The 20,684-nt window shown below is 66.7% G+C and carries 15 protein-coding genes; 2 read left to right on the forward strand and 13 right to left on the reverse strand.

All coding sequences use genetic code 11. The features are described 5' to 3' along the window. Positions 1–46: 46 nt before the first annotated feature. Together FYJ68_RS04515 and FYJ68_RS04520 are read right to left on the reverse strand one after the other, a co-directional pair. Positions 47–889 carry a DegV family protein gene (locus FYJ68_RS04515; protein WP_154434366.1) on the reverse strand — a complete coding sequence of 281 codons (843 nt, stop codon included), beginning with the start codon at positions 887–889 and terminating at the stop codon, positions 47–49. 107 nt (positions 890–996) lie between these two features. Beyond that, on the reverse strand, positions 997–1,443 hold the full coding sequence (locus tag FYJ68_RS04520) for a MarR family winged helix-turn-helix transcriptional regulator (RefSeq protein ID WP_154434368.1): 447 nt from the start codon (positions 1,441–1,443) through the stop codon (positions 997–999). 731 nt (positions 1,444–2,174) lie between these two features. Between FYJ68_RS04520 and FYJ68_RS04525 the strand changes: the two genes are divergently transcribed. Then, entirely contained in the window at positions 2,175–2,603 is a 429-nt protein-coding gene (locus FYJ68_RS04525) for an Hsp20/alpha crystallin family protein (RefSeq protein ID WP_154434370.1), read from the forward strand. Between the two features lie 151 nt (positions 2,604–2,754). Here FYJ68_RS04525 and FYJ68_RS04530 read toward each other — a convergent pair whose 3' ends face one another. The 5 genes from FYJ68_RS04530 to FYJ68_RS04550 all read right to left on the reverse strand — a co-directional run bounded on the left by FYJ68_RS04530 (position 2,755) and on the right by FYJ68_RS04550 (position 10,652). Continuing rightward, complete coding sequence (locus FYJ68_RS04530; protein WP_154434372.1) at positions 2,755–3,822, reverse strand: class C sortase; 1,068 nt, start codon at positions 3,820–3,822, stop codon at positions 2,755–2,757. Positions 3,823–3,915: 93 nt separating this feature from the next. Then, positions 3,916–5,262 (reverse strand): SpaA isopeptide-forming pilin-related protein, encoded by a 1,347-nt coding sequence (locus FYJ68_RS04535; RefSeq protein WP_154434375.1) that lies wholly within the window; start codon positions 5,260–5,262, stop codon positions 3,916–3,918. Between the two features lie 99 nt (positions 5,263–5,361). Beyond that, positions 5,362–7,566 (reverse strand): DUF7604 domain-containing protein, encoded by a 2,205-nt coding sequence (locus FYJ68_RS04540; RefSeq protein WP_154434377.1) that lies wholly within the window; start codon positions 7,564–7,566, stop codon positions 5,362–5,364. A gap of 973 nt (positions 7,567–8,539) precedes the next feature. Then, on the reverse strand, positions 8,540–9,424 hold the full coding sequence (gene map / locus FYJ68_RS04545; protein WP_154434379.1) for a type I methionyl aminopeptidase: 885 nt from the start codon (positions 9,422–9,424) through the stop codon (positions 8,540–8,542). Positions 9,425–9,587: 163 nt separating this feature from the next. Continuing rightward, positions 9,588–10,652, reverse strand: coding sequence for a class C sortase (locus FYJ68_RS04550; RefSeq protein ID WP_195837714.1), 1,065 nt, complete (start codon positions 10,650–10,652; stop codon positions 9,588–9,590). A 454-nt stretch (positions 10,653–11,106) separates the two neighbouring features. Here FYJ68_RS04550 and FYJ68_RS09985 point away from each other — a divergent pair, with 454 nt between their 5' ends. Further along, positions 11,107–12,000, forward strand: coding sequence for a hypothetical protein (locus FYJ68_RS09985; protein ID WP_195837715.1), 894 nt, complete (start codon positions 11,107–11,109; stop codon positions 11,998–12,000). A 192-nt stretch (positions 12,001–12,192) separates the two neighbouring features. On the opposite strand, the gene FYJ68_RS04560 is transcribed toward FYJ68_RS09985, so the two are convergent. The 6 genes from FYJ68_RS04560 to FYJ68_RS04585 form a co-directional block, all read right to left on the reverse strand. Next, positions 12,193–12,714, reverse strand: coding sequence for a DUF1653 domain-containing protein (locus tag FYJ68_RS04560; protein ID WP_229772000.1), 522 nt, complete (start codon positions 12,712–12,714; stop codon positions 12,193–12,195). Positions 12,715–13,221: 507 nt separating this feature from the next. Then, positions 13,222–14,262, reverse strand: a complete 1,041-nt coding sequence (locus FYJ68_RS04565; protein WP_154434383.1) for a hypothetical protein — start codon at positions 14,260–14,262, stop codon at positions 13,222–13,224. Positions 14,263–14,838: 576 nt separating this feature from the next. Beyond that, the gene (locus FYJ68_RS04570) at positions 14,839–15,396 is read right to left on the reverse strand and encodes a hypothetical protein (RefSeq protein ID WP_154434385.1); all 558 of its coding nucleotides are present in this window, start codon (positions 15,394–15,396) and stop codon (positions 14,839–14,841) included. Positions 15,397–15,615: 219 nt separating this feature from the next. Continuing rightward, complete coding sequence (locus FYJ68_RS04575; protein WP_195837716.1) at positions 15,616–17,358, reverse strand: ABC transporter ATP-binding protein; 1,743 nt, start codon at positions 17,356–17,358, stop codon at positions 15,616–15,618. Further along, on the reverse strand, positions 17,339–19,177 hold the full coding sequence (locus FYJ68_RS04580) for an ABC transporter ATP-binding protein (protein ID WP_154434389.1): 1,839 nt from the start codon (positions 19,175–19,177) through the stop codon (positions 17,339–17,341). Before FYJ68_RS04580 ends, FYJ68_RS04575 begins: the two co-directional genes overlap by 20 nt. A gap of 478 nt (positions 19,178–19,655) precedes the next feature. Next, positions 19,656–20,549, reverse strand: coding sequence for an IS110 family RNA-guided transposase (locus FYJ68_RS04585; RefSeq protein WP_154434391.1), 894 nt, complete (start codon positions 20,547–20,549; stop codon positions 19,656–19,658). Positions 20,550–20,684: the final 135 nt, after the last annotated feature.

Here is a 20,684-nt window from a genome sequence, read left to right on the forward strand (position 1 = left end):
CGACACACCGGGGAGGTCCCGCACCGCGCGGGGCCTCCCCCTTCGTCTACGCCCCCTGCGAGAAGAACGCCACCGCAATCGCCCCAGGCCCCACGTGCGTGCCGATCGTCGCCCCCACCGAGCAGATGGGAAGCCCCTCGACCATGCCCTCCCACAGCTCGTGGGAGTCGTCCACGTACTTGCGCAGGGTCCTCTCGCCTCCCTCGCTGCAGGCAAGCGCGAACGGGCGGTGGAAGTCCACAGGATGCTCCCGCACCAGCTGCACCAGCAGGTTCCGGCCGTTCTTGGAGCCACGCGCCTTGCCCACCAGCTCCACGCGACCGTCATGCACGGCCACCACCGGCTTGATGGCGAGCAGGGCGCCCATGCCGGCCGCTGCCGATCCAATGCGCCCGCCACGCCGCAGGTACTCTAGCGTATCGAGCAGCGCCAGCACGTGGACGTCGTCGCGGGCCTCCTGCGTCAGTCGCGCCACCTCAGCCGCGGAGAGGCCCCTCTCCACCTGCATGAGCGCGTACTCCACCAGGACCTGCTCGCCAATGCACACGTTGAGCGAGTCGACCACGTACACCCACGGGCGACCCTCTGCGGCGACCATTGCGCTCTGCCAGGTCCCCGAGAGCCTGCTCGAAAGCGTCACCGCCACCACGTCCTCGCCCGCCTCGTGCGCGCGGTCAAAGGCCTCGGCAAATGCCCCGGGCGAGACCGCCCCCGTCGAGGGTATCTCGTCCGACTCTACCAGCAGCTCAAAGAAGCGCTCGCTCGACAGGTCAACGCCGTCACGGTACACGGTGTCGCCAAACGCCACGGTCAGCGGCAGCACCGTGAGGCTCGCATGGTCAAAGCCAGTGATGTCGGATGCGGAATCGGTGATGACGCGAACGGTCATGGGTGTCCCCCTCCCCCGGGGCAAGCCCGGCGGTAGTTAGATGAGAGTTGCCTGGTGAATGTGGTTGCCGCCCCTCCCGCCGCCGTGCAGGCGCCGGCGGGCTGACGTTAGCCCCGTATCTCCTCCAGACGCGAGAGGATCTGGGCGAGCCATCCGTAGAGCCGGCTGCGCTCGTCGGGGCTGAGGTCGGCGCTCGCCTGGCGGACCACGTCGTCGATGATCTGGTCCATCTCCAGCGCGATCCCCTGGCCGAGCTCCGTCAGTCGAACGGGCGCACGATAGCGGCCGGCGCCCGTCTCGCCACCCGGCGCGCGATGCACGAGGCCCTCGCGCTCCAGCTTCGCCACGGTACGAGTCACAGCGGCGCGGTCCTGGTGAATCAGCCGCGCGAGCTCCGCCTCGGAGAAGCCGGCGTCGCTCTGTCCCAGGTAGTACAGGACCATGGTGTCGGTCCCCCGCAGGCCAAGCGACCCCATCTTCTCCGACTTGATGCGCTGGACCTCCTTGTTGAGGGCGTAGACCACGCCAACGAAGTTCTCGAATCGGTCGTTCATAGTGCTCCCATCCGTCGTGGCGGGGTTGTGGCGCGCGTCGTGGGGCGGCTGGTCGTGGGCCTTCGCAACCCAGGTGCAGGCACGCGACCCAGCCGTTGGTAGCCTCCACTTGTTGATTCGTCAACATCTTAAGTCCGCTTTGTCTGTTTGCAAGCACAAGTTGTTGCGTTGTCAACATCTCAACACATGGGGGAGCCGCCGGGAACGGCGTCTGGCCCCGTGCGAGGTGATGCCTGCTGAGAAAAGTCGACCTGTGGCAATCCAGGCACCGTCTCTACCGAGGAAAGTCGACCTGTGGCAGCGAAAGGGTGCCGCCGTAGGCCACTATTCGACATTCCTCGGCGGCAGACGACCTCCAGGGTCCCTCCCATTGCCACAGGTCGACTTTTCTCAGCTGCCTCCCCACCGGCTGGGTCGGGGGCGGCGGTTCGCCTGGCCTCTTTGAGCGGCTATCTTGGCTCGGGCGCTCTCCAAGGGCTCGTCGGCCCGGTCCCGCCCCGCCTGCCACCATCCCGCCCTCCCCAGCAGCTTGCCGTCCCAAGGACAAGGGCGCATGAAGAGAACGGTGCGAGCGCCACCTTATGAGTGTCCGTAACGCATAACATCTAAGTCTGATGGACTTAGAATTTCTTCCTTCTCGTGTATAAAGCCACCCCTGCCGGGAACATAAGAGAGTGAACCCAAGGGGGTCCAGAAGAAAGGGCTCCCACCACATAGAAGGAGTGGTAACGATGGCAGGCATGGTTCCTTACAGTGACTACGAGAAGGCACTTCGCAGGACTTGGCCGTTCGGCGCTTTCGACGACTTCTTCGCGCCTCTCGCGGCAATCGGGTCCGACAACGCGTTCAAGATGAACGTCGAGGACGCAGGCGACAAGTACGTGGTCACGGCGGAGCTCCCGGGCGTCAAGAAGGACGAGGTCGACGTGGAGCTCAACGAGGGTCGCCTCTCGATCTCGGTGGACAAGAAGGAGTCCGACGAGGAGAAGGGCAAGAACTACCTGCAGAAGGAGACCTCGGAGTGGCAGGCAAGCCGTGGCGTGTACCTGAAGGATGCCGCTACCGCCGGCCTAACCGCCAAGCTGGACGGCGGCGTGCTCACGGTCAACGTCCCCAAGCAGGAGGAGAAGAGCAACGTCACCAAGGTCGCAATCGACTAGCGGTTGTCGAGCTCAGGCCAGCCCAAGAAGCCACAGCGTAGGCTTCGGCCCAATTGGGTCCATTCGGTGCCCCGTCGCGCAGGTGCGACGGGGCACCTTTTTTCGTCGAGGGCATGCGCCAGGCGAGAAGTGCCACCCATCCGCCCGCAACCTACCCAAGGTGGCGTCCGGGATGCCTGTGTTTGCGGCCTCCAGCAGCGTGTCGCGAGCCATCCCCTACCGGTCCGCTTCCAACCTCGCTGCGGGCGCTCCTCTCGCCTGCCCCCCTCGCCTTTGGGGCGTACGGATTGCCGGGCGTGTAATACCCCGTCCCCGCGCGTACGCCCCCGCCGGGTGCGCCGTCGCCCGAGCCACCCGCACGCCCATCGCCCCTTCGGCGCTCGTGGTGCCGCATAGCAAGCCCCAGCAGCACGCCCATCGCGATAGCCAGTCCCAGCAGCGTGAGGGGCAGCAACGTCCGACGCACCGGGGGCGTGGTGCTCACGTGACTGTCGGTCCCCTCGGTCCATCCCCTTGGCAGCTCGCAGCGCTCGGCATGGACCAGCAGGCGATGCGTGTTGATGCCATAGGGCGTGCAGGTGACCAGCGTCACCAGGTCCTTACCGTCCCGTATGCGCAGGCTCTCCGTCTGGTTGGGCAGCACGGTCTCGAGGGAGGTCACGCGGTACGCATGGTCCTCGCCCAGCACCTGCAGCACAAAGTAGTCCCCCACCTGCAGCTGGGTCAGGTCGTCGAAGATCCTGACCGACGGCAGGCCGTTGTGCCCCGCGATCACCGCGTGCGAGGACGGCCCGCCGTACGGCAGCGAGGTCGTGGGCATGTGGCCAGCGCCCCTCTGCAGCACGTCATCCTCAACGGTGTGGTAGACGGGTATCTTCAGGCTGACCTTGGGGATGACCAGGGTGCCCATCACGCCGTCCCCGGCAACGTCCATCAGGGAGAGGTACTCCTCGTCGGTGGGACGCGAGGCGTTGGGGTCAAAGGGGTCCGTGACCTCCACCCTGCCGTCCGCGAGCTGCTGGTTGTACTCCAGCGCCCGCCTGCGCTCGGCGTCCAGGTCAACCTTGGGGTCGGACCCATCGGTCGCAGACTCCTGCGTGACGATGACCCCCTCCTGGTACTGCTTCTGCAGGTAGTCGCTCACGTAGGGATAGGCGATCAGCGCGATGCCCACGAGCATCCCAAGCGCCTGGAGGAGGATCCTGAGCTTCTTGTTCACGGAGTGGCCTTCCTAGGCGCAAGGGCGCGGCCGGCTGGCTGCCGACCGCGCCCGTTGGCCCCGTCAGAGGGGCTTACGCGAGACGGGCGTACGCTAGTCCTGCCTGCGGCCGCGCACGATGAGGGCGGCGGTGCCGGCGATCACGGCAACGCCCAGGACGGTGATCGCGATGGTGCCGGCGCCACCGGTGGTGGGCAGCAGGCCGGCGGCATGGTCCTTGGGGTCGATGATGTCGACGGTCTTGTAGGCGTTGTCCCTCGCCTCGACGGAGACGGACTGGTTCTCGACGAGGCTGTAGCCTGCAGGCGCCTTGGTCTCCTTGATCGTGTAGGTCCCGGATGCCAGGGCGTAGTCAAAGGTCAGGTCACCGTTTGCGTCGGTGGTCTGGGTGTCGAGCACAGTCGTGCCGTCCTTGTCGAGCAGCTGGAACTCTGCGCCCTGAAGGGCGGTCTTGCCGTCCTCGGCGGTCTTGTGGATCTTGATGCCAGCATTGGCGACGACGACGCTGTCGCTCACGGTCTTCTGGGTGGAGTCGTAGCTGTTGGCCGAGAAGAGCAGCGTCGCGGTGTTGGCGCGACCGTTCTCAACGGGGGCGGTGCCCGTGAGCTTGGCTTGGTAGGTGATGCTCACGGTCTGGCCAGCGGAGCTCGCGAGGTACAAGGCCAGGTCGACGCTGATGTTGCCGCCAGTGGAGATCACGGGGTCCTTCGCCGTCCCGTTGACCTTCATCGTTCCGGGGATGTACTCGATGCCGTCGGGGAGCTTGTCCTTCACCAGGAAGTCGCGGTCCGCCGCGCCGTTGTAGTTGGGCACAACGACGTCGATCTTGTAGAAGACGATTCCGTTGGTCGAGACGCCCGTCTGCGTCTGGGTCTCGTGGGCCCCGTTCTCGTGCGTGGCGGCGCCCTTGAGGATGCTCACGTTGGAGGACTTGAGCGGCACGGTCAGCGCCTCGTCGTAACCCCAGCTGCCGTCGGAATTGGCCTTGAGGTTCACCGGGACGAGGGTGTTCTCGTAGACCCTCGACACGTCGTCGGCATTGGAGACGCTCACATAGTACAGTCCCGCGTCCAGGCCGGAGAAGGTCGCCGAGGTGGTGCCGGTAACCTTCTGCGTGGCGACCGGAGTGACGCTGGTGGAGAAGACCTTGGACGCGAGGTCGTTGGCGATCGACTTGCGACCGGTCTCGTCCGCCTTCTCGTAGTCGTCGACCGTCTTCCCGCTTGTGGGCGTGACGACCCACGCCTTGTTGAGCGTGTTGTCATCCTCAACGGTGACGCTCGCGACCTGGTAGAGGTTGACCGTGTCCCCCTCCTTCAGGTTGCTCACGGTGAGCGACCCGCCCTTCGCGTCTAGGGCGAGTGCCGCGCTCGGGAGGAGCGCAGCCGCGAGCAGCGCCGAAAATGCCACTGCCACCAGGCTCCTGAGCTTACGAACCATGTCCTTCTCCTTTCCTTCGCTGCTCGCGCAGCAGTTGACCCCTACCCTTGGTGCTATCTGCTCCGCCCCAGGCACAACGTCCCCGGGCGGGGAATGCCGTCACTGGTGGTGACGTACCGTCAGCGCCACGATTCCCGCGACCGCCGCCATGCCCAGGGCGTACAGGGGCGCGCTGCCCAGGCCGCCCGTCTGCGGAATCGTCTGCGGGGCGCTCGACGTGTTGCTGATGGCTATCTGGAAGTAGCGTCCTTGCGAAGATTTGCCGACCTCCGCGCTCTGGGTGCCGTCGGAGAGCGTTGCCGTCTCGCCGTCCACCGTGAGGGTGAGGGAGCCGGGCAGCTTGTCGTAGCCCGCGGGGACCGAGGTCTCGGTGATGGTGTAGGTGCCATCCGAGAGGGTCTGCCCCTCGCCGGTGGTGGCGTAGCCGTCCTCGCCCGTGGTGAGGGTGTAGGTCGCGCCGTTGCCCTCGACCGTGAACGTTGCGCCCTGGAGCGGCCTCTGGCTGTCGCCCGTGCCGGTGTACTTGAACACGCGAAGGCCAAACGGCACGTACGTGTTGGTGAAGGCCGCGGTTTCCGACTGCGCGGTGAGACCCTTGAGCGAGACCTCGATGCCATCGGGATTGCTGGAGGTCCAGCCGTCGGGCGTCTCCTCCACCACGGTGTAGGAGTGCCCCGTGGGACCTGCGGAGACGGTGGCGTCCGCGGTCCAGTTGTTCTCGGCGGAAAGGTCGACGGTCTTGTAGTCCTCGCCGTCCCGCCTCACGGTCACGGTCAGCTTCTGGGGCAGGTGCGTGCTGCCCTCCCATGCCTTCGACACCGTAATCTTGGAGGTGGGGACGGTGATCGTGGGGACGTCGAACGAGGCGGACTCGACGTCCGAGACGACCGGGTCGCTGCCGGTCACGCTGGTGACCGTCCTGTACGAGACGGAGCCGTTCTCGTTGGTCGCGACCTCGTAGGCACCGTCCGTCTCCGCCGCCCTGTCAAACTCCTCCTGGATGACGTGTACCTTGAAGCTGATGGCATAGATCACGCCGTGCTCCAGCGTCTTGCCGTCGCCCAGGCTCCAGCTGACCCTGCCGTCCGCGTCCACGGTGGCCGCGGGGGCGTCAGCCCAGGGCTCGCCGTTCCTGGTGTAGGTGAACTCCGGGGCTGTCTCGCCCTCGGGCAGGACGTAGCTCACGCTGTGCGACAGGGTATCCGTGATGGTGACGTCCTGGTAGGCCACGCCCGTCTCTATGACCTGCGCGATGTCGGCGAGGGCGGAGTTGAGCTTCTCGGAGTCGGTACCGTCGAAGGCGGTGCCGTCGGGAGCGGAGTTGGTCTGCTTGGCGAAGTCGTGCATGCTGGTCGCGGCATCCGCGCCCGTGTAGATGGTGTACAGGCCCACGACGTTGCTCGGGCGGGTGCTCGCCGAGGTGACCGCCTGGTCGAAGAATTCCTGGAGGTCACTCTGGGGCTGGCTTGCCTTGCCGTTGCCCGTTTGCCTCCCGTTGACCATCCCGTAGGTGGGCTCGCCATCCGAGAGGAACAGGATGTAGGTGGGGGTCGTGGTGTCCCTGATCGCGAGCTGCTTCGCCCTGTCCAGGGCCTCCGTCCAGTTGGTGCCGCCCTCGGCGGCGAGGCCGTTCACCAGGGTCTTGAAGCTCTCCGCCTGACCCCCGTGGTAGTACGCGCTTGGGCCGGTGCCCTCGCCATAGCCCGAGAACGTCTCGAGCGAGAGGCCGATGGTGCTCGCGCCGTCGCCAATCAGCTGGTCCGCGAGGCTCGAGAGCGCGCCCTTCGCGACGTCGAGGCGGGTCACGTCCTCGTACCGCGTGACCTGCTGGTACCAGGAGCCGGTGTACTGGACCTGCGAGCCATCGGGGGCGTCGTAGGTGTAGTAGTAGCTCCATAGGTTCCGCACGTGCCTGGTGAGAAGGACGTACTCGCCATCGACGAGGCCGTAGGTGGCTCCGCTGGCCCACTCCCACCGGCCTACCTGCTCCCACCCCGTCACCCTGCGCCTCGCGACCACGTCGTTCATGGAGCCGGAGGTGTCGAGCACGACGATCACGTTGGCGCTTGACTTGGATTGGCTGGATGCGGTCTCTCCCGTGACGCTCAGCGTCACGGTGGCGGTTCCGTCCTCGTTGAGAATGGCTGCCTTCTCGTGCTCGGGCTCCCCGAGCGTGGGGGTCTCGGCAAGCGCTGAGACAGGCGCCGCGGCAAGGATAGGGAGCATGGCGACGGAGGCCATGGCGACAGCGATTCCAGCAAGCCTCTTGGCGGTGGCTGCTGCGGATGAGAGTCCTGGTCTCATAGGCGGCCCTCGTCTTCGGTTATGACTGACTGAAATGGATAACCCCCCACATGGTTATTCCTTGCTGCCGATTCTAACGGAGTACTCCGGTTTCTGCAGCTGGTTATCAGCTAACTGCTATCAAGCTATCTCTGAGCGGAATTTATGAACACTTTTTTGTACATCCGTTCATGTTTTGAGGTAAGAAACAGGCTTTTGTGACTTGACGCCCCTGATATTGTTTTCTAACAGCAAATATTCGTGTCCAATTCACTTTGCGGTCCCAAAGTCAAGAAGGGATGACCGAAAGTATTATGTGGTCTGATATGCACTTTTCTGATTATGAATAACGCTTCCTCATATGGAGAATGCACTTCCCCGCTCATTGCGTGGAACCGCCTGCAAGGGCAGGATGAACGCACCTGCTGTCGATGCTGTAAAGGCGGCAGCCATTTGCGAGCATGCCGTTCAGAGGAACTCGGAGAAGAGAGCCGTAGTGCCAGAGCGGACGAGGATTTGGGCCATCCGATGCCATGGCCTAAGACCTGATGGCAAGCCCCTGGACAGGAACGGTCCGACCCTGTCACCCCAGCCGTATGCGCTGCCCACATGGGCGTCAATCGCACCCTTCCCCAGCCATCACGCTACGAGATCAACATGAGGGCTAGGGAGACTAAGCGGGGGGGCGGACACGCCCACGTGGGCGGGAGAAAGGCTTCCGGACGGGCGGAAGCAACGACGACCCGACGGCCTATGGGACGAGCTTGAGAGAGGAGTTCCCGCCCTTCTCTCCCCCAACTGCATCCATGCCGTCGCCGGCAAAGGTGTCCTCCTGGTGCGCCTGGCCCCACTCCAAGATAGGCTTCCGTCACGCCACTTCCTGATGCGCTCGTTCACGGCTTCCAGACAAGGCTGCGGCAGGCCAGCGGGCGGCTGCCGGGGAGAGGGGCCCGGGCACGGTGGCCGCGTCCCTCTCCCCTGCCGGCGAGCCTGCCTACCAGGAGAGCAGCTCGTAGCCGTCGTCAGTCACCACGAGCTGGACCTCCCACTGCGCGGAGTCGCTGCCGTCGGCGGTGCGCACGATCCAGCCGTTGTCCTTGTCGGTGGTAATGTCGGCCGCGCCCGCATTGACCATGGGCTCGATGGTGAAGCACATGCCCGGGACAAGGATGGGGCCGGTTCCTTCCTCGCTGACGAAGCTCACGAACGGCTCCTCGTGGAACTCCTTGCCGATGCCGTGGCCGCCATACTCCTCCACCACGGAGTAGCCGGCGTCGACCGCGACCTTGTGCACGGCGGCACCCACGTCGCCCAGGTGCCCCCACGGGCGCACCGCGGCCAGGCCCGCCTTCACGGACTCGTGGCACACCTCGACCAGGCGGCGCCTCTCGTCGCTCACGTTGCCAATGCAGTACATGCGCGACGAGTCGGAGAAGTAGCCTCCCTTGATCGTGGACATGTCCACGTTGATGATGTCGCCGTCCCGAAGGACCGCGCTCTCGTCGGGGAAGCCGTGGCACACCACGTCGTTGATGGACGTGCACACGCTGTAGGGGTAGCCCTCGAAGTTGAGGTCGGCCGACACCGCGCCGTGCGCGCCCAGGTACTCCTCGACCCAGCGGTTGATGTCCATGGTCGAGGTCCCCGCGCAGATGTGCTCGCCCACGTAGTCGAGCACGCCCATGTTGACCTCAGCGGACGCCTTGATGCCCTCGATGTCGGACGGCATCTTGAGCAGCGAGCGGGGCAGCACCTCCTCGCCCGAGAGGAACAGGCCCTCCATGCGCTCGTCAAAGGCATAGTGGCACTTCTTGTACTTCCTGCCGCTGCCGCACCAGCAGGGATCGTTGCGCCCGGGGACGGGCAACTCGTCGAACATGGGGTCTCCTCACACGTCGGTTGTCTAGCTTGGTTGTCTCAGCCACCCAGACGATACCCCCACGGCGGCCGTTCCTTGGGCGAGACGGGCGTTGCCCACGCGCACGCCACCGTCTCGCCATGGCATCGGGGGCCACGGGGCCGGGCGCCAGCGGATGAGGCCGCTACCGTGGCTGCGGCTTGTCTCCCCTGCGACGGCGCACGCGGTGGACGACGACGTCGGCGGTCAGGCCCACCGCCGCGAGCGCCACCACCAGGACGGCCCACTCCCGGGCGCCCCAATGCCGCCTGGTAACGCTGGCCTGGTCGGCAGCCTGCTGGGGGTCGTAGGTCGTGCGCACGCAGTGGACCAGCAGGCGGTGGTCGTTGATGCCGTAGGGGGTGCAGGTCACGAGCGTGAGCAAGTCCTTGCCGGGCTCAATGGCAAGCGACGAGACCTCGTTAGGCCACACGACCTCGGAGCTCTGGACCTCGTACGCCAGCGTGTCGCCCATGGTGTGGAGCAGCACGATGTCACCGGGCTGGAGCTGGCGGATGTCGTCGAACATGCGCAGGTTCTGCATGCCGGAGTGCGCCGTGAGCACGCAGTGCGTGGACGAGCCGCCCACGGGCAGGCTGGAGCCCTCAAGGTGGCCCACGCCCGCCATGAGGACGGCGTCGCTCGTCCCATGGTAGATGGGCATCGACACGTTGATGGAGGGGATCTCGACCCAGCTCATCATGGGGTCGCGGTCGTAGGTCAGCTGCTCGTCGTAGGGCAGGATCTGCGAGGGGTCGATCTGCGGCGTCTGGCCCGCGAGCTGGGCGTTGTATGCCTGCGCCTGCTGCAGGTAGCGCTGCTTGTCCTCGGGGCTCAGGGCGTCGATGGTCTGGGAGACCTGCGAGATCTGGTTGAACACGCCGGACGCCTCGATCCGGTCAAGCACCCAGGGCCAGACCATGAGGCCCACGCCCACCAGGATAACCAGGGCGGTGATCAGGCGGTCCGCCCAGCGGGGGAGCCTGCGGCGGCGGGGCTTGCTGCCGTTGGAGCCCCGGCGGAGCCTGCGGCCGTGCGAGGGCTGGGTTTTAGTTTGGACATCGGGTTGGGCGTCATGCGCAGGCTGGGCGTCGGAGGCGGGCGGGATTACGTGCCTGTCGTCGTCACGCCCAGGTAGGGCGCCGCGCTCGGGCTCGCCGCCATGCCGCGACTCGGAGCCGCCTTCGACCTTCTTGCTGTGACGTGCCAAGAGCCCTCCCCCTCGCATGCGGCGCCGCGCGGCCGCGTCCATGCAGACTCTAGCATGTGGCAGGCGGGTCACGCCTCAAGGCGTCGCAACAGCCAACGGGAGCCAGCCGGGGCCATGGCTGCAGCTTCTCTCCCCCGTCACGTGGTCAATTTGCGTATTCGTGCCAACGCAGGGGAGAAGTGCCCCCTTGGGCCTGACATAATGGGGTGTCTGGGATGGGCGGCAACGCCAAGCCTGGGGCAGTGTTGAGTACTTGCCTCCGCTCCAACTGGCGGCGTGTCGCACGGGTTTGCCACCTTGCGGGGATGGCGCGGTCACCCGCGCGTGTTACCCCTTGGCAGCCGGCAGCTTGCAAAGGTCGAACGGAGACAATCACTCAGCGCTTCCCCGAGAACGAGAGGGACAGAAGCCCATCCACACCTATCGTGCACGTCAACCAATGACAGGAGAGTCAATGGCCAGCAAGGCAGAGATCATCGACAAGTACGGCGTCGTTCAGCACATGCTCAACATCGCCCGTCACAACCGCAAGGAGCAGGCGGCAAAGGCCGACGCCAACGTGGACCGCGTCCTGGCGATGCTCCGACTGAAGGACAACGTGGCGCTCAAGGACCTGGAGACGGTCCTGGGCGTTGACTCCGAGGCGCTGGCGACCACGCTGGGCGCCATGTCCGCCGACGGCCTGGTCCAGCTCGTGGAGGGCGAGGACGGCACCGCCGAGTCCGTGAGCATCACCGAGCAGGGCGCCGAGGACCAGCCCAAGGTCCAGCCGCTGGAGGACATGGCCCTCGCGGGCTTCTCCGACGACGAGCTGGAGATCTTTGAGTCGTACCTCAACCGCATGGACACCGCCATCACCGCCGAGATCGGCGCGGATTGGAAGGAGCGCGAGGAGGAGCGCAGGGCTGCCTCCAAGAAGCGCGACGACCGCAAGCCCTTTGACCGCGACGGCGGCTCGCGCGGCGGGTTTGGCGGCGACCGCGGTGGTCGCGGCGGCTACGGCGACCGTGGCGGGCGCGGTGGCGACCGCGGCGGGTATCGCGGCGGGCGCGACGACCGTGGCGGCTCCCGTGGTGGGTACGGTGACCGTGGCGGCTCGCGCGGCGGGTATGGTCGCGACGACCGTGGGTCGCGTGGCGGCTACGGCGATCGTGGCGGCTCGCGCGGCGGGTTTGGCGGCGACCGCGGCGGGTATCGCGGCGGGCGCGATGACCGTGGCGGCTCCCGTGGCGGGTACGGCGACCGCGGCGGCCGTGGCAGCTACGGCGACCGCGGCGGGTATCGCGGCGGGCGCGACGACCGCGGCGGCGACCGCGGGTCTCGCGGGAGCTACGGCGACAGGCGCTAGGGGCCATTCGCTCTAGAACGACACACGGGACATGCGAGGGGGTGACGGCAGCGACGCCGTCACCCCCTCTTCTTGTGTGGGACGGGACACCAGGACGGTTGCGACAGGCGAACTCGCTCGCAAGGACGACGGCTCGCTCCTCTCCCCCGCTCAATGGCTGGACGCGGAAACCGGCACCGCGAATGCTTGCTGCTAGTGGCCCGCGATGCTGGGGATGTCCTGCAGCTGAAAGCGGAACTCCTGGGTTGCCTCGGGATGCTTTTGTCGGTCGACGGGGGACAGGAACATGTCCTTGGGGCGAACCCAGAGCGACCCGTCTCCGTAGAGCTTGCGGTAGACCACGTACTCCTCGCCCGTCTCGGAGTGGCGCGCGACGTCCTCCACCAGGTAGAAGTCGCCCTTGAAGTGACGGTACACGCCGTGGATGCGCAGCTCCTGGGTGGGGGCCGGGACGGCGGCGGGCGCGAGGCCGGCGGAGGAGGATGGGGCGACGGCCGTTGCGTCCCTCTCGGCAAGCGCCTGTCTGAGGCATGCCTTGACCTGCGACTTGCAGTGACCGCACTTGGAGGTGGCACCGGTCATGCGGCGGACATCCTTGAGGGTCGTTGCCCCGGAGGCGACGGCGGCTTGGACGTCGGCCTCGGTCACATGCTTGCAGGGGCAGACCACGCTGGAGCCGTCCGTGCCGGTCGCGTGCTTCTTGCCGTGGGACATGCCGGTTCCTTTCGGTTGGAATTGACATGGGAGGTGTGGCAGTACCTTATGACTACCCGTGGCGGGGGCCTCCCATCCAGCGGAACGTGACCGCGCGGAACTGATACCCGTTTGGTGACGCGCGAAGCGGTGTTTGGAGCGGTGCAAAGGGGATTTGGAGGGGTCCCGAATCAAGACTGCTAAGAAATTGCGAGTTGTGGCAATCTGTCGTCGGCCCCTACGATCTTGGCGTCGGGGAACCTTGGGCCGTAGTGGTCTGTAGGCGGCTTGGGTCCGATACCTGCTGAGGAATTACGAGTTGTGGCAACGGTGGAGGCGGAAACATGTCATCGGATTGCCACAACTCAGTTTTTCTCAGCAGTTGCGACCTCTGAAGCCACCTCCAGTCAAAATTTCGCCACCGTCCCAACGGGAAGCCGCGCGAGGATTGCCACAACTCGATATTCCTCAGCAGGTGCACGGGGATGGCTACGCAGCAATCATCTCACCGTCTTGCCCTGCCATAAGTCAATGGGGACTCGGACCACCGATCTCGTCGCCCCTGCTCCAGTGAACGCCGTCAATACGCTCTAGGTCACGAAACAGGCGCTCTCTGAGCCGTCGGCGGCGCCCCTGCTCCTCGATGGTGAGTCCGCTTGTCCTCATTCCCAGGTCACGGCGGATGCAACTGTCCAGTCCATCCATGTACGCGAGGTCACGGTATTGGTCTCGGTTCACCCCGTACTCGATGAAGCCGATCGCCTGGAGTTCGCTCCGACGGGTGGTGTCTGCGGTGTGTCGTTCCCGATCGAAGTGGTCTTCCCCGTCGTACTCAATCGTCACGCCACGGAAGCGCCCCCGCTTGCGCGACTCCAGAGGGAGCAGGAGGAGGTCGGGCTTCCTGATGCCCCGGTGCGTGGGCTTGCCGAGGCGTGGAACCATAATCGGTTGGTTTACTGCGGCGACGGGAAGGTGGTAACCGCCAAGGCTGGGTTTGAGGGCGATTCTAAGATAGAGCTTCGCCTCTCGCGGGGAGGCAGCGTTCATGCAAGTCATGCCCAGGAGTCGGCGAACCCGGACCTTTCCAGGAAACCTTCCAAGCGCATCGACATGAGCGCGAATCGATTCAGCCGTAGCGATGGGCGTATCTCTCGCGAAGAATCCACGGCCACCACTTGGGTCTATTGCGTAAGTCCCCATCAGCTCCGCGAGGAGCATCATGAGCTCGAGGTCGGTGAGATACCTCGCAACCTGGACGACGAGGTGCTCGGGGCTAACGCAGAGCAAGCCGTGACCCAAGCCAATCACCGACCCATATGGGAGTGAGGCCGCCACGCGGTGGGAGGTCAGGTCCTCCCTCCTCGCCCGGACACCTTGGGCGCAGACATGGAGGGGGTGGGGAAGGTCCTCGAGGAAGGGCACGGCCGAGATGATTCGGCTTACCTCGGAAGGGGATGGAATTGAGGTTGGTACCTCCATGGAGCTTCGGCAGAGGGGGTCGAAGTCGCGACGCAGCTCCCATCGGCGCATTGCACTGAGAGCGGTGAGATGTGAGATGAGGATGTCCATGAATAGATGGTACGGGAGGTTCCTCGCCCTAGGAGGGGTCACGAAAACTTACCCCGCAGCTAGCTTGCGCACGAGTCGCACGATGCTGCAGGCACGTATTTGGCTTCGGTCGAAACCGAGACCCATGCGCTTGCCAAGAGGCGCTGAGGGGAAGTCGGGCAATGGCAACAAGAAGCGCCTCTGGCATCCCCCGCAAGGAGGCGCGAGTTCAACAAACTACGATGGCCTTGTGCTGGGGGATTGGGGTCGGAAGCAGTCCGGCCGTAGCGCGGAGCCTCACACCTGCTGAGAAAACTCGAGTTGCGGCAATGAGCCGATCGACAGCGCCGGCTTGGCACCAAAGGATACCGGGCAATGGTTGTTCTTTGAAGGCTTCGGATGGCGTTCCTGCTGAGGAATATTGAGTTGTGGCAGTGAGTGGGACGAAAACGTGGCGTGGGATTGCCACAACTCGATTTTTCTCAGCAGGTACGGTCTCAGAAGCCCTTCGAGACCGAAAACGCCTCGCTATCCGAAGCATGAGGGGCCCGTAATTGCCACAACTCGAGTTTTCTCAGCAGGTACACCGCCCCACGCCTACATTGCGACGGCGAGGACAACGCTCACGACACCGATGAGCGCGAGGGGAAGGCACCCGTCGATAAACGAGCTCATCGGCGGTAGCCGGTAGTACAGCACGTAGCAGACCAGGCTCACCGCAAACCCGACCAGCGCCAGGACCAGTGCGAGCGCGGCGACGCCCTGCCGGCCCGCCCCTGCCAGCGCGTATGCGCAGAACAGCTCCATCCCCAGCCAGGCAACGAACAGCACCAGCTCCGTTGTGGGCTGCCTCCCAAACGCGCCAACGGTGACCGCGAGCATCACGAGGTAGAGCACCACGGACCCCACCACGAACGCCGGGATCATCGCCTCGCGTGCCAGCGAGGACGCACCCCCGCACGAGCGCAGCGCCCCAAGGAGTCCGCACACCACGGCCCCCAGGATCGCCGCGACGCCGACGCCCCTGATTGCGCCCTGGGCCTCGCCCCCGCTCACCTTGGGCCAGAAGAAGATGACCCACCACGCCAAGTACAGGGCGCAGCACGCGGCGAGGAGCCAGTGCCCCAGCCGCATCTGGGAGATAGAAGCATCCATGGAAAGCCTCCGATCGCGCGATGGCAGCCGATGGCAGCGCCGCCACCGCCCACGATAGCATCGCCGCAAACGCCCGTGCGGCAGTTCGCGGTCCACGTCACGTCACACGCCCGCGACGTCTGCGCGACGAGCCCCACGCCTGGGAATCGTCACGCGCCCACCGCCGTGAGGAGACCTCCACCGTCGGACGGCAACGGGGCCAGCATCACGGACCGCCCCCTACTCCGATGCCTCCGGGTCGTCCTCCCCCACGCGGACGAGGCGGCCGCCCTCCCGCTCGAAGAGCCGGTGCGACACCGAGATGACCGTCCGCCCGCACACCGCGACGGCGAGGGCCTCCATCACCTGGCGCTCGGTGGCGGAGTCCAGGTTAGCCGTGACCTCATCCAGGATCAGCAGTCCGGGGTCGCAGGCAATCGCCCGCGCGATGTTGAGGAGCTGCAGCTGCCCCTGCGAGAGGCGGGCGTCGGCAAGCAGCGTGTTCCCTCCCTGCGGGAGGCCGGCGACCACGTCGCTCAACCCCACCGTCTGCAGGGCGCGCGAGACCTGGTCGACCGTGACGGAGGGATCGCCGAGCGTGACCTGGTCCGTCACGCTCCCCGGCACCGCGCGGAACGCCTGCTCCACGTAGCCGTAGCAGCGACGACGCTCCGCGGGCGAAATGGCCCCCGCGCGCCTGCCCAGGACCATGACCTCGCCGGAGTCGGGCTGATACAACCCCAGCAGCAGGCGGAGCACGGTGCTCTTGCCCGCACCAGTACGCCCCACCAGCGTAACGTGCTCGCCCCTCTCCACCCGCAGGCTGAAGTCACGAAGCACGGGGGAGTTGGGCTCGTAGCCAAAGGTCACGTGGGAGAGACTCGCGGCGACGTCGCCGCTGCTGCCGTCGGAGGGGGCCACGGCGTCGGTGACCGCGGGCCTCTCCTCCGCCTCGCCCAGCAGCTCGCCGATGCGCCGCACGCCGGCGGCGGCCTGCTGGATGGACTGGATCTCCATGCCGATGTCCGAGAGCGGAGTGAAGACCTTCTCAACGTACGAGATGACCGCCACTGCCCCGCCAACCGTGACGCCGAACAGCGAGCCGAGGGGGCCGCCCTGCGCGGCAAGCGACAGCGACACGCCGATGACCACCGAGCTGGTGGTGATCACGACGGGCGAGTAGACGGCGTCGTAGAAGTTGGAGCGCTCCTGCGCCAGAAACGCGCGGTCGATCGCGCGGGCGTAGCGCCGTCCCATGAACGCCTCGCGGCCCAGCTGGCGGATGGTGCGGATGGTGCGGAGCGTCTCGGGGATCTGCTCGTTTGCCTCGCCCACGGCGACGCGGTTCTGGGTCTGGGCGTCCAGCGTCGCGCGCTGCACATGGCGCGTGAACAGGAACACGAGCGGGAGCGCCACCAGCAGCATGGCCCCCAGGCCAACGCTCTCCCACATCACGATGGCGACGATGCCGACCACCTGGCACAGGTCGGTGACCATGCCCACCACACCCGAGGCGAACAGGGCCTCCACGGCGTCGACGTCGTTGACCAGGCGAGAGGTGATGGCCCCCGCCGCGTTGCGGACGAAGTACCCCGCGGGCAGCCGGTCCAGCTTGGCAGCCATCCGAGAGCGAAGCTCGTGCGTGACCTTCTGGCCAAACACCGCAATCGCGGCCTCCTGCCCGGCACCCGCCAGCCCCTGCAGCACCACAAGCGCGAGGTAGGTGGCGGCGAGTCGCGGCGCGTCGAGCGAGCGTGCCGCGATCCCGTCCACCACCTGCGCGAGGACGAGTGGAGGAAGAAGCGCCGTCACCACGGTCGCGACGACCGCCGCCACGAGCGCCACCGTCAGCGCAGGATGGGTGCGGGCCACGTCCGCGAACACCGCCGCGACCTGGCGGTTGCCCGCGGGACGGGATGCGACGCCCCTCTCCCCCGCCGGCGTGGCTTGCGGCTGGGTTGCGTCACCGCTGTGCGCTCGCATCCAGGTCCACCCCCCTCGCCTGCATCCGGTACAGTTTGGCATAGGCGGGGCAGTCCGCCATCAGCCGGTCGTGCGTGCCAAAGTCCGCCGTGCCGTCGTGCAGGCACAGCACGCCGTCAGCCTGCGGAAAGTGCAGCAGCCTGTGGGAGATGACCACCACGACGATGCCGCGGCTGCGCGCGATGGCAGCGAGGTTGCACACGGCCTGCGCCTCGGTCGCCATGTCCACGCTGGCGAAGGGGTCGTCCAGCACCACGAGCGGGCGGGCAAAGTGGTAGGTCCGCGCCAGTGCCAGACGCGCGCGCTGCCCACCCGAGAGCGCAGCTCCGCCCTCGCCCACGCGGGTGTCGCAGCCGTCGGGCATGGCGTCGACCTCGCGGAGCAGGCAGGCGGCCTCAAGGTCGGGGCGCGGGTCACCGTCATCGCCCAGCAGGACGTTGTCGGCCACGGTCGCGTCGATGAGCTGTGGGTCATGGCCCAGCCGGCACGCGACGGGGCGGCGCGCGAGCACGAGGTCGCGCACCTCTCGCCCGCCCAGGGTGACCGAACCCGAGGTCGCCGCAAGCTCGCCGCAGAGCAGCCGCCCGAGCGTGGACTTGCCACTCGCGACCTCGCCCGTGACGGCGATGACCTGGCCCGGCCTCGCGCTGAGCGAGACGTGCGAGAGGAGCGGTCCCTCCCCGGGGAAGGCGAACCCCAGGTCGGTCGCGCGGAGCTCGCCAGGAGCGACGGGACGTCCACCGTCGGGGGTCGCCGCCTCACCCATGTAGGGGCGAATCCTCTCCCACGACACCTGCGCGCGCTGCACGGAGTTAAAGAGCTTGCCGGCGTGCGACGACTTCACCGCAAGCCTGCCGAACACGGAGAAGTACGTGGTGAACGCAGCGATGTCCCACGCCGCCCAGCCGGAGCCCATTACGTCGCGGGCGCCCAGCACGATCACGATGCCGGCTCCCAGGAGCGATATGGCCTGGTAAATAGGCATGAGCGCCGTTGACAGCACGTTGGCGCGGGTCTCCTTGCGCTCGTAGTCGGCCAAACGGCGCTCAAAGGACTCGTCGCGCACGCGCTCCAGGCCAAAGGCCCGGTAGGTGGTCGCGCCCTCCACGCGGTCGAGCGCCTCCGAGGCCATCGCCGAGACGCTCTCCTTCGCCGCCGCCGTCGCTTGGGTGACCGGGCGGCGCATGCGGGAGGCGAGCACGTACGAGACGGGCGGGAACAGCAGCGCCAGGAGCGTCAGGCGCCAGTCGTACGCGAGCATCGTGACCAGGTAGGCGACCATAACGACGCCAGTGTCAAAGATCTCGGTCGTGAACTTGCGCACGCCCTCCACGCAGTCGTCCACGTCGGAGAGGGCCTTGGTCATCAGGCTGCCGGCACCCTCCTCCTCGAGCGCCTCCTCGCTGGTGACCAGCAGGTTCTGGTAAAGGCGGCGCTTCATGCGACGGTTGACGTTGTTGGCGAACTTGCGCACGTAAAGCCGCTTGAGGAAGCGCATCAGCTGCACCCCCGCGATGGCGGCAACATAGCAGCAGGCGAGCGGGGCCATCGTCTGGGGCGCAAGGTGGCCGGCGAGGATGTCGGCAAGGCGCTGGGCCAGGAGTCCCTCGAGCCACGGGCCGGCGACCATGCCCACGTTGTACGCGATTCCCGTGACGGAGACCACCACGAGCGTCCGCCACTCGCGGCGGACGAAGGGGGCGAGACGGGGCGCGGCCTTGCTCGAACCCGATGCGGTTGGCTTGGACTCTGCCGTGGCGAGCTCCTCTCCCCCACGCTCAACGCATGCCACGGGGTGGATGATACGCCTCCGTACCATTGCTGTCAGCAGGGGACAGAGACGGGCTTGCATGGTGGAGTTGGCACGATTGTCCCTGGGTAGAAGTTGTTGGTAACGAGTCTTTTACCAGCCAATACGCGAACGCGTTGTGAGTGGCATGGCCGAGAGGCGCTATCAGGATTTGAACACCGAGACGATCGACCGCTGGGCCGCGGAGGGATGGCAGTGGGGACGCCCGTCGACCACGGCACCTTCCTCCGCGCGCTTGCCGGGGACTGGCGGATCGTTCTCGCACCGCGCCAGCCGGTGCCGCGCTCGTGGTTCCCACCGCTGGATGGCGCCCGCGTCCTGGGGCCCGTCGCCGGCGGGGGGTGTTCCCATAGTTTTGTCAAGTCGGGTTTGAGCGGCCGACAGCGCTCTTCGGCGTCGGCCCGGAACTTTCCGAAGCGGCCCACAGGCCCTGCCGCCATCGGCCTCCGGCCCACGGGGCTCGCGCCGGATCGCCTCCTCATGTCGGCTAGGCCCGCAGGAGCCCCGGGTCGTATGGCACCCTGTCCCTCATGACGGCGAAGATCACCTTGAGCCTCTTCCTGGCCACCGCCTTGAGCGCGGCCTTGTAGGGCATCCCCCGGCCCCTGCAGCGGTCGAAGCAGTCGCGGAAGTAGCCAGACGACCTCGAGAGGCACGAGCAGCTGAATATCAGCAGGTTCTTGAGCTGCCTGTTGCCCTGCGGGGTGGCGGCGACGGAGCTTATCGAGGTCCCCGACTGCCGGTTCCTGGGCGCGAGCCCGCAGTAGCTCGCCAGGTGGTCGTGGTCGGCGAAGTCCTCGATGGCGACGTCGAGCACGAGCTGGGCCGCGGTCCTGGGACCCACCCCGGGCACGGTGAGCAGGCACCGGTAGGTCTCGTCCCCCCGGACCACGTCGCCTATGAGCCCGGCGAGCCGCTCGACCTCCTCGGTGTCCTCCCGGATCCTCCTGGCGATGATGGGGACGACCACCGCCTCGGTCGGCCTGGTGGAGCCGCCCACGGAGTCCCACAGGGCTTCGGCCCGTCCGGCGGGCGCCCCCTTCGCGGCGCCCCGGTAGCGCCTCCTGCCGGCGTCGCGGATGTTCCACGGCCCCCCGAGACGCTCCAGCGCCGCGAGGCACCACGCCTCCTCGGGCCTCATCGCCGCCTCGAAGGCGGGGCATGACTCGAGCATGAGGGCCCTGAGCCTGTTCACCTGGTGCGTCCGGTCCTCGGGCAGGTCGGCGCGCTGCGCCTCCAGCCTCCTGGCGCCCTCCAGCTCGTCCTCCTCGGGGACCGGCCTCAGGCACGAGGGCATCCCGAGCGCGGTCCTCGCGATCACCTCGGCGTCCCGCTCGTCCGTCTTGGCGTCCCCGGGGAAGAGCTTCGAGGCGTTGTGCACGGCGATGCTGATAGCGCTAGCTTAGGTTTCACCAGATTGACCAACACGCGCCCCAATCCGACCAGCGCGAATGCGCCAGCCAAACCAGCGTAGTTTCACCACTTTCACCAACTAGGCTCAGCCCCGAACCGACGA

The organism is Olsenella porci (assembly GCF_009695875.1).
Lineage (GTDB): Bacteria > Actinomycetota > Coriobacteriia > Coriobacteriales > Atopobiaceae > Olsenella_H > Olsenella_H porci.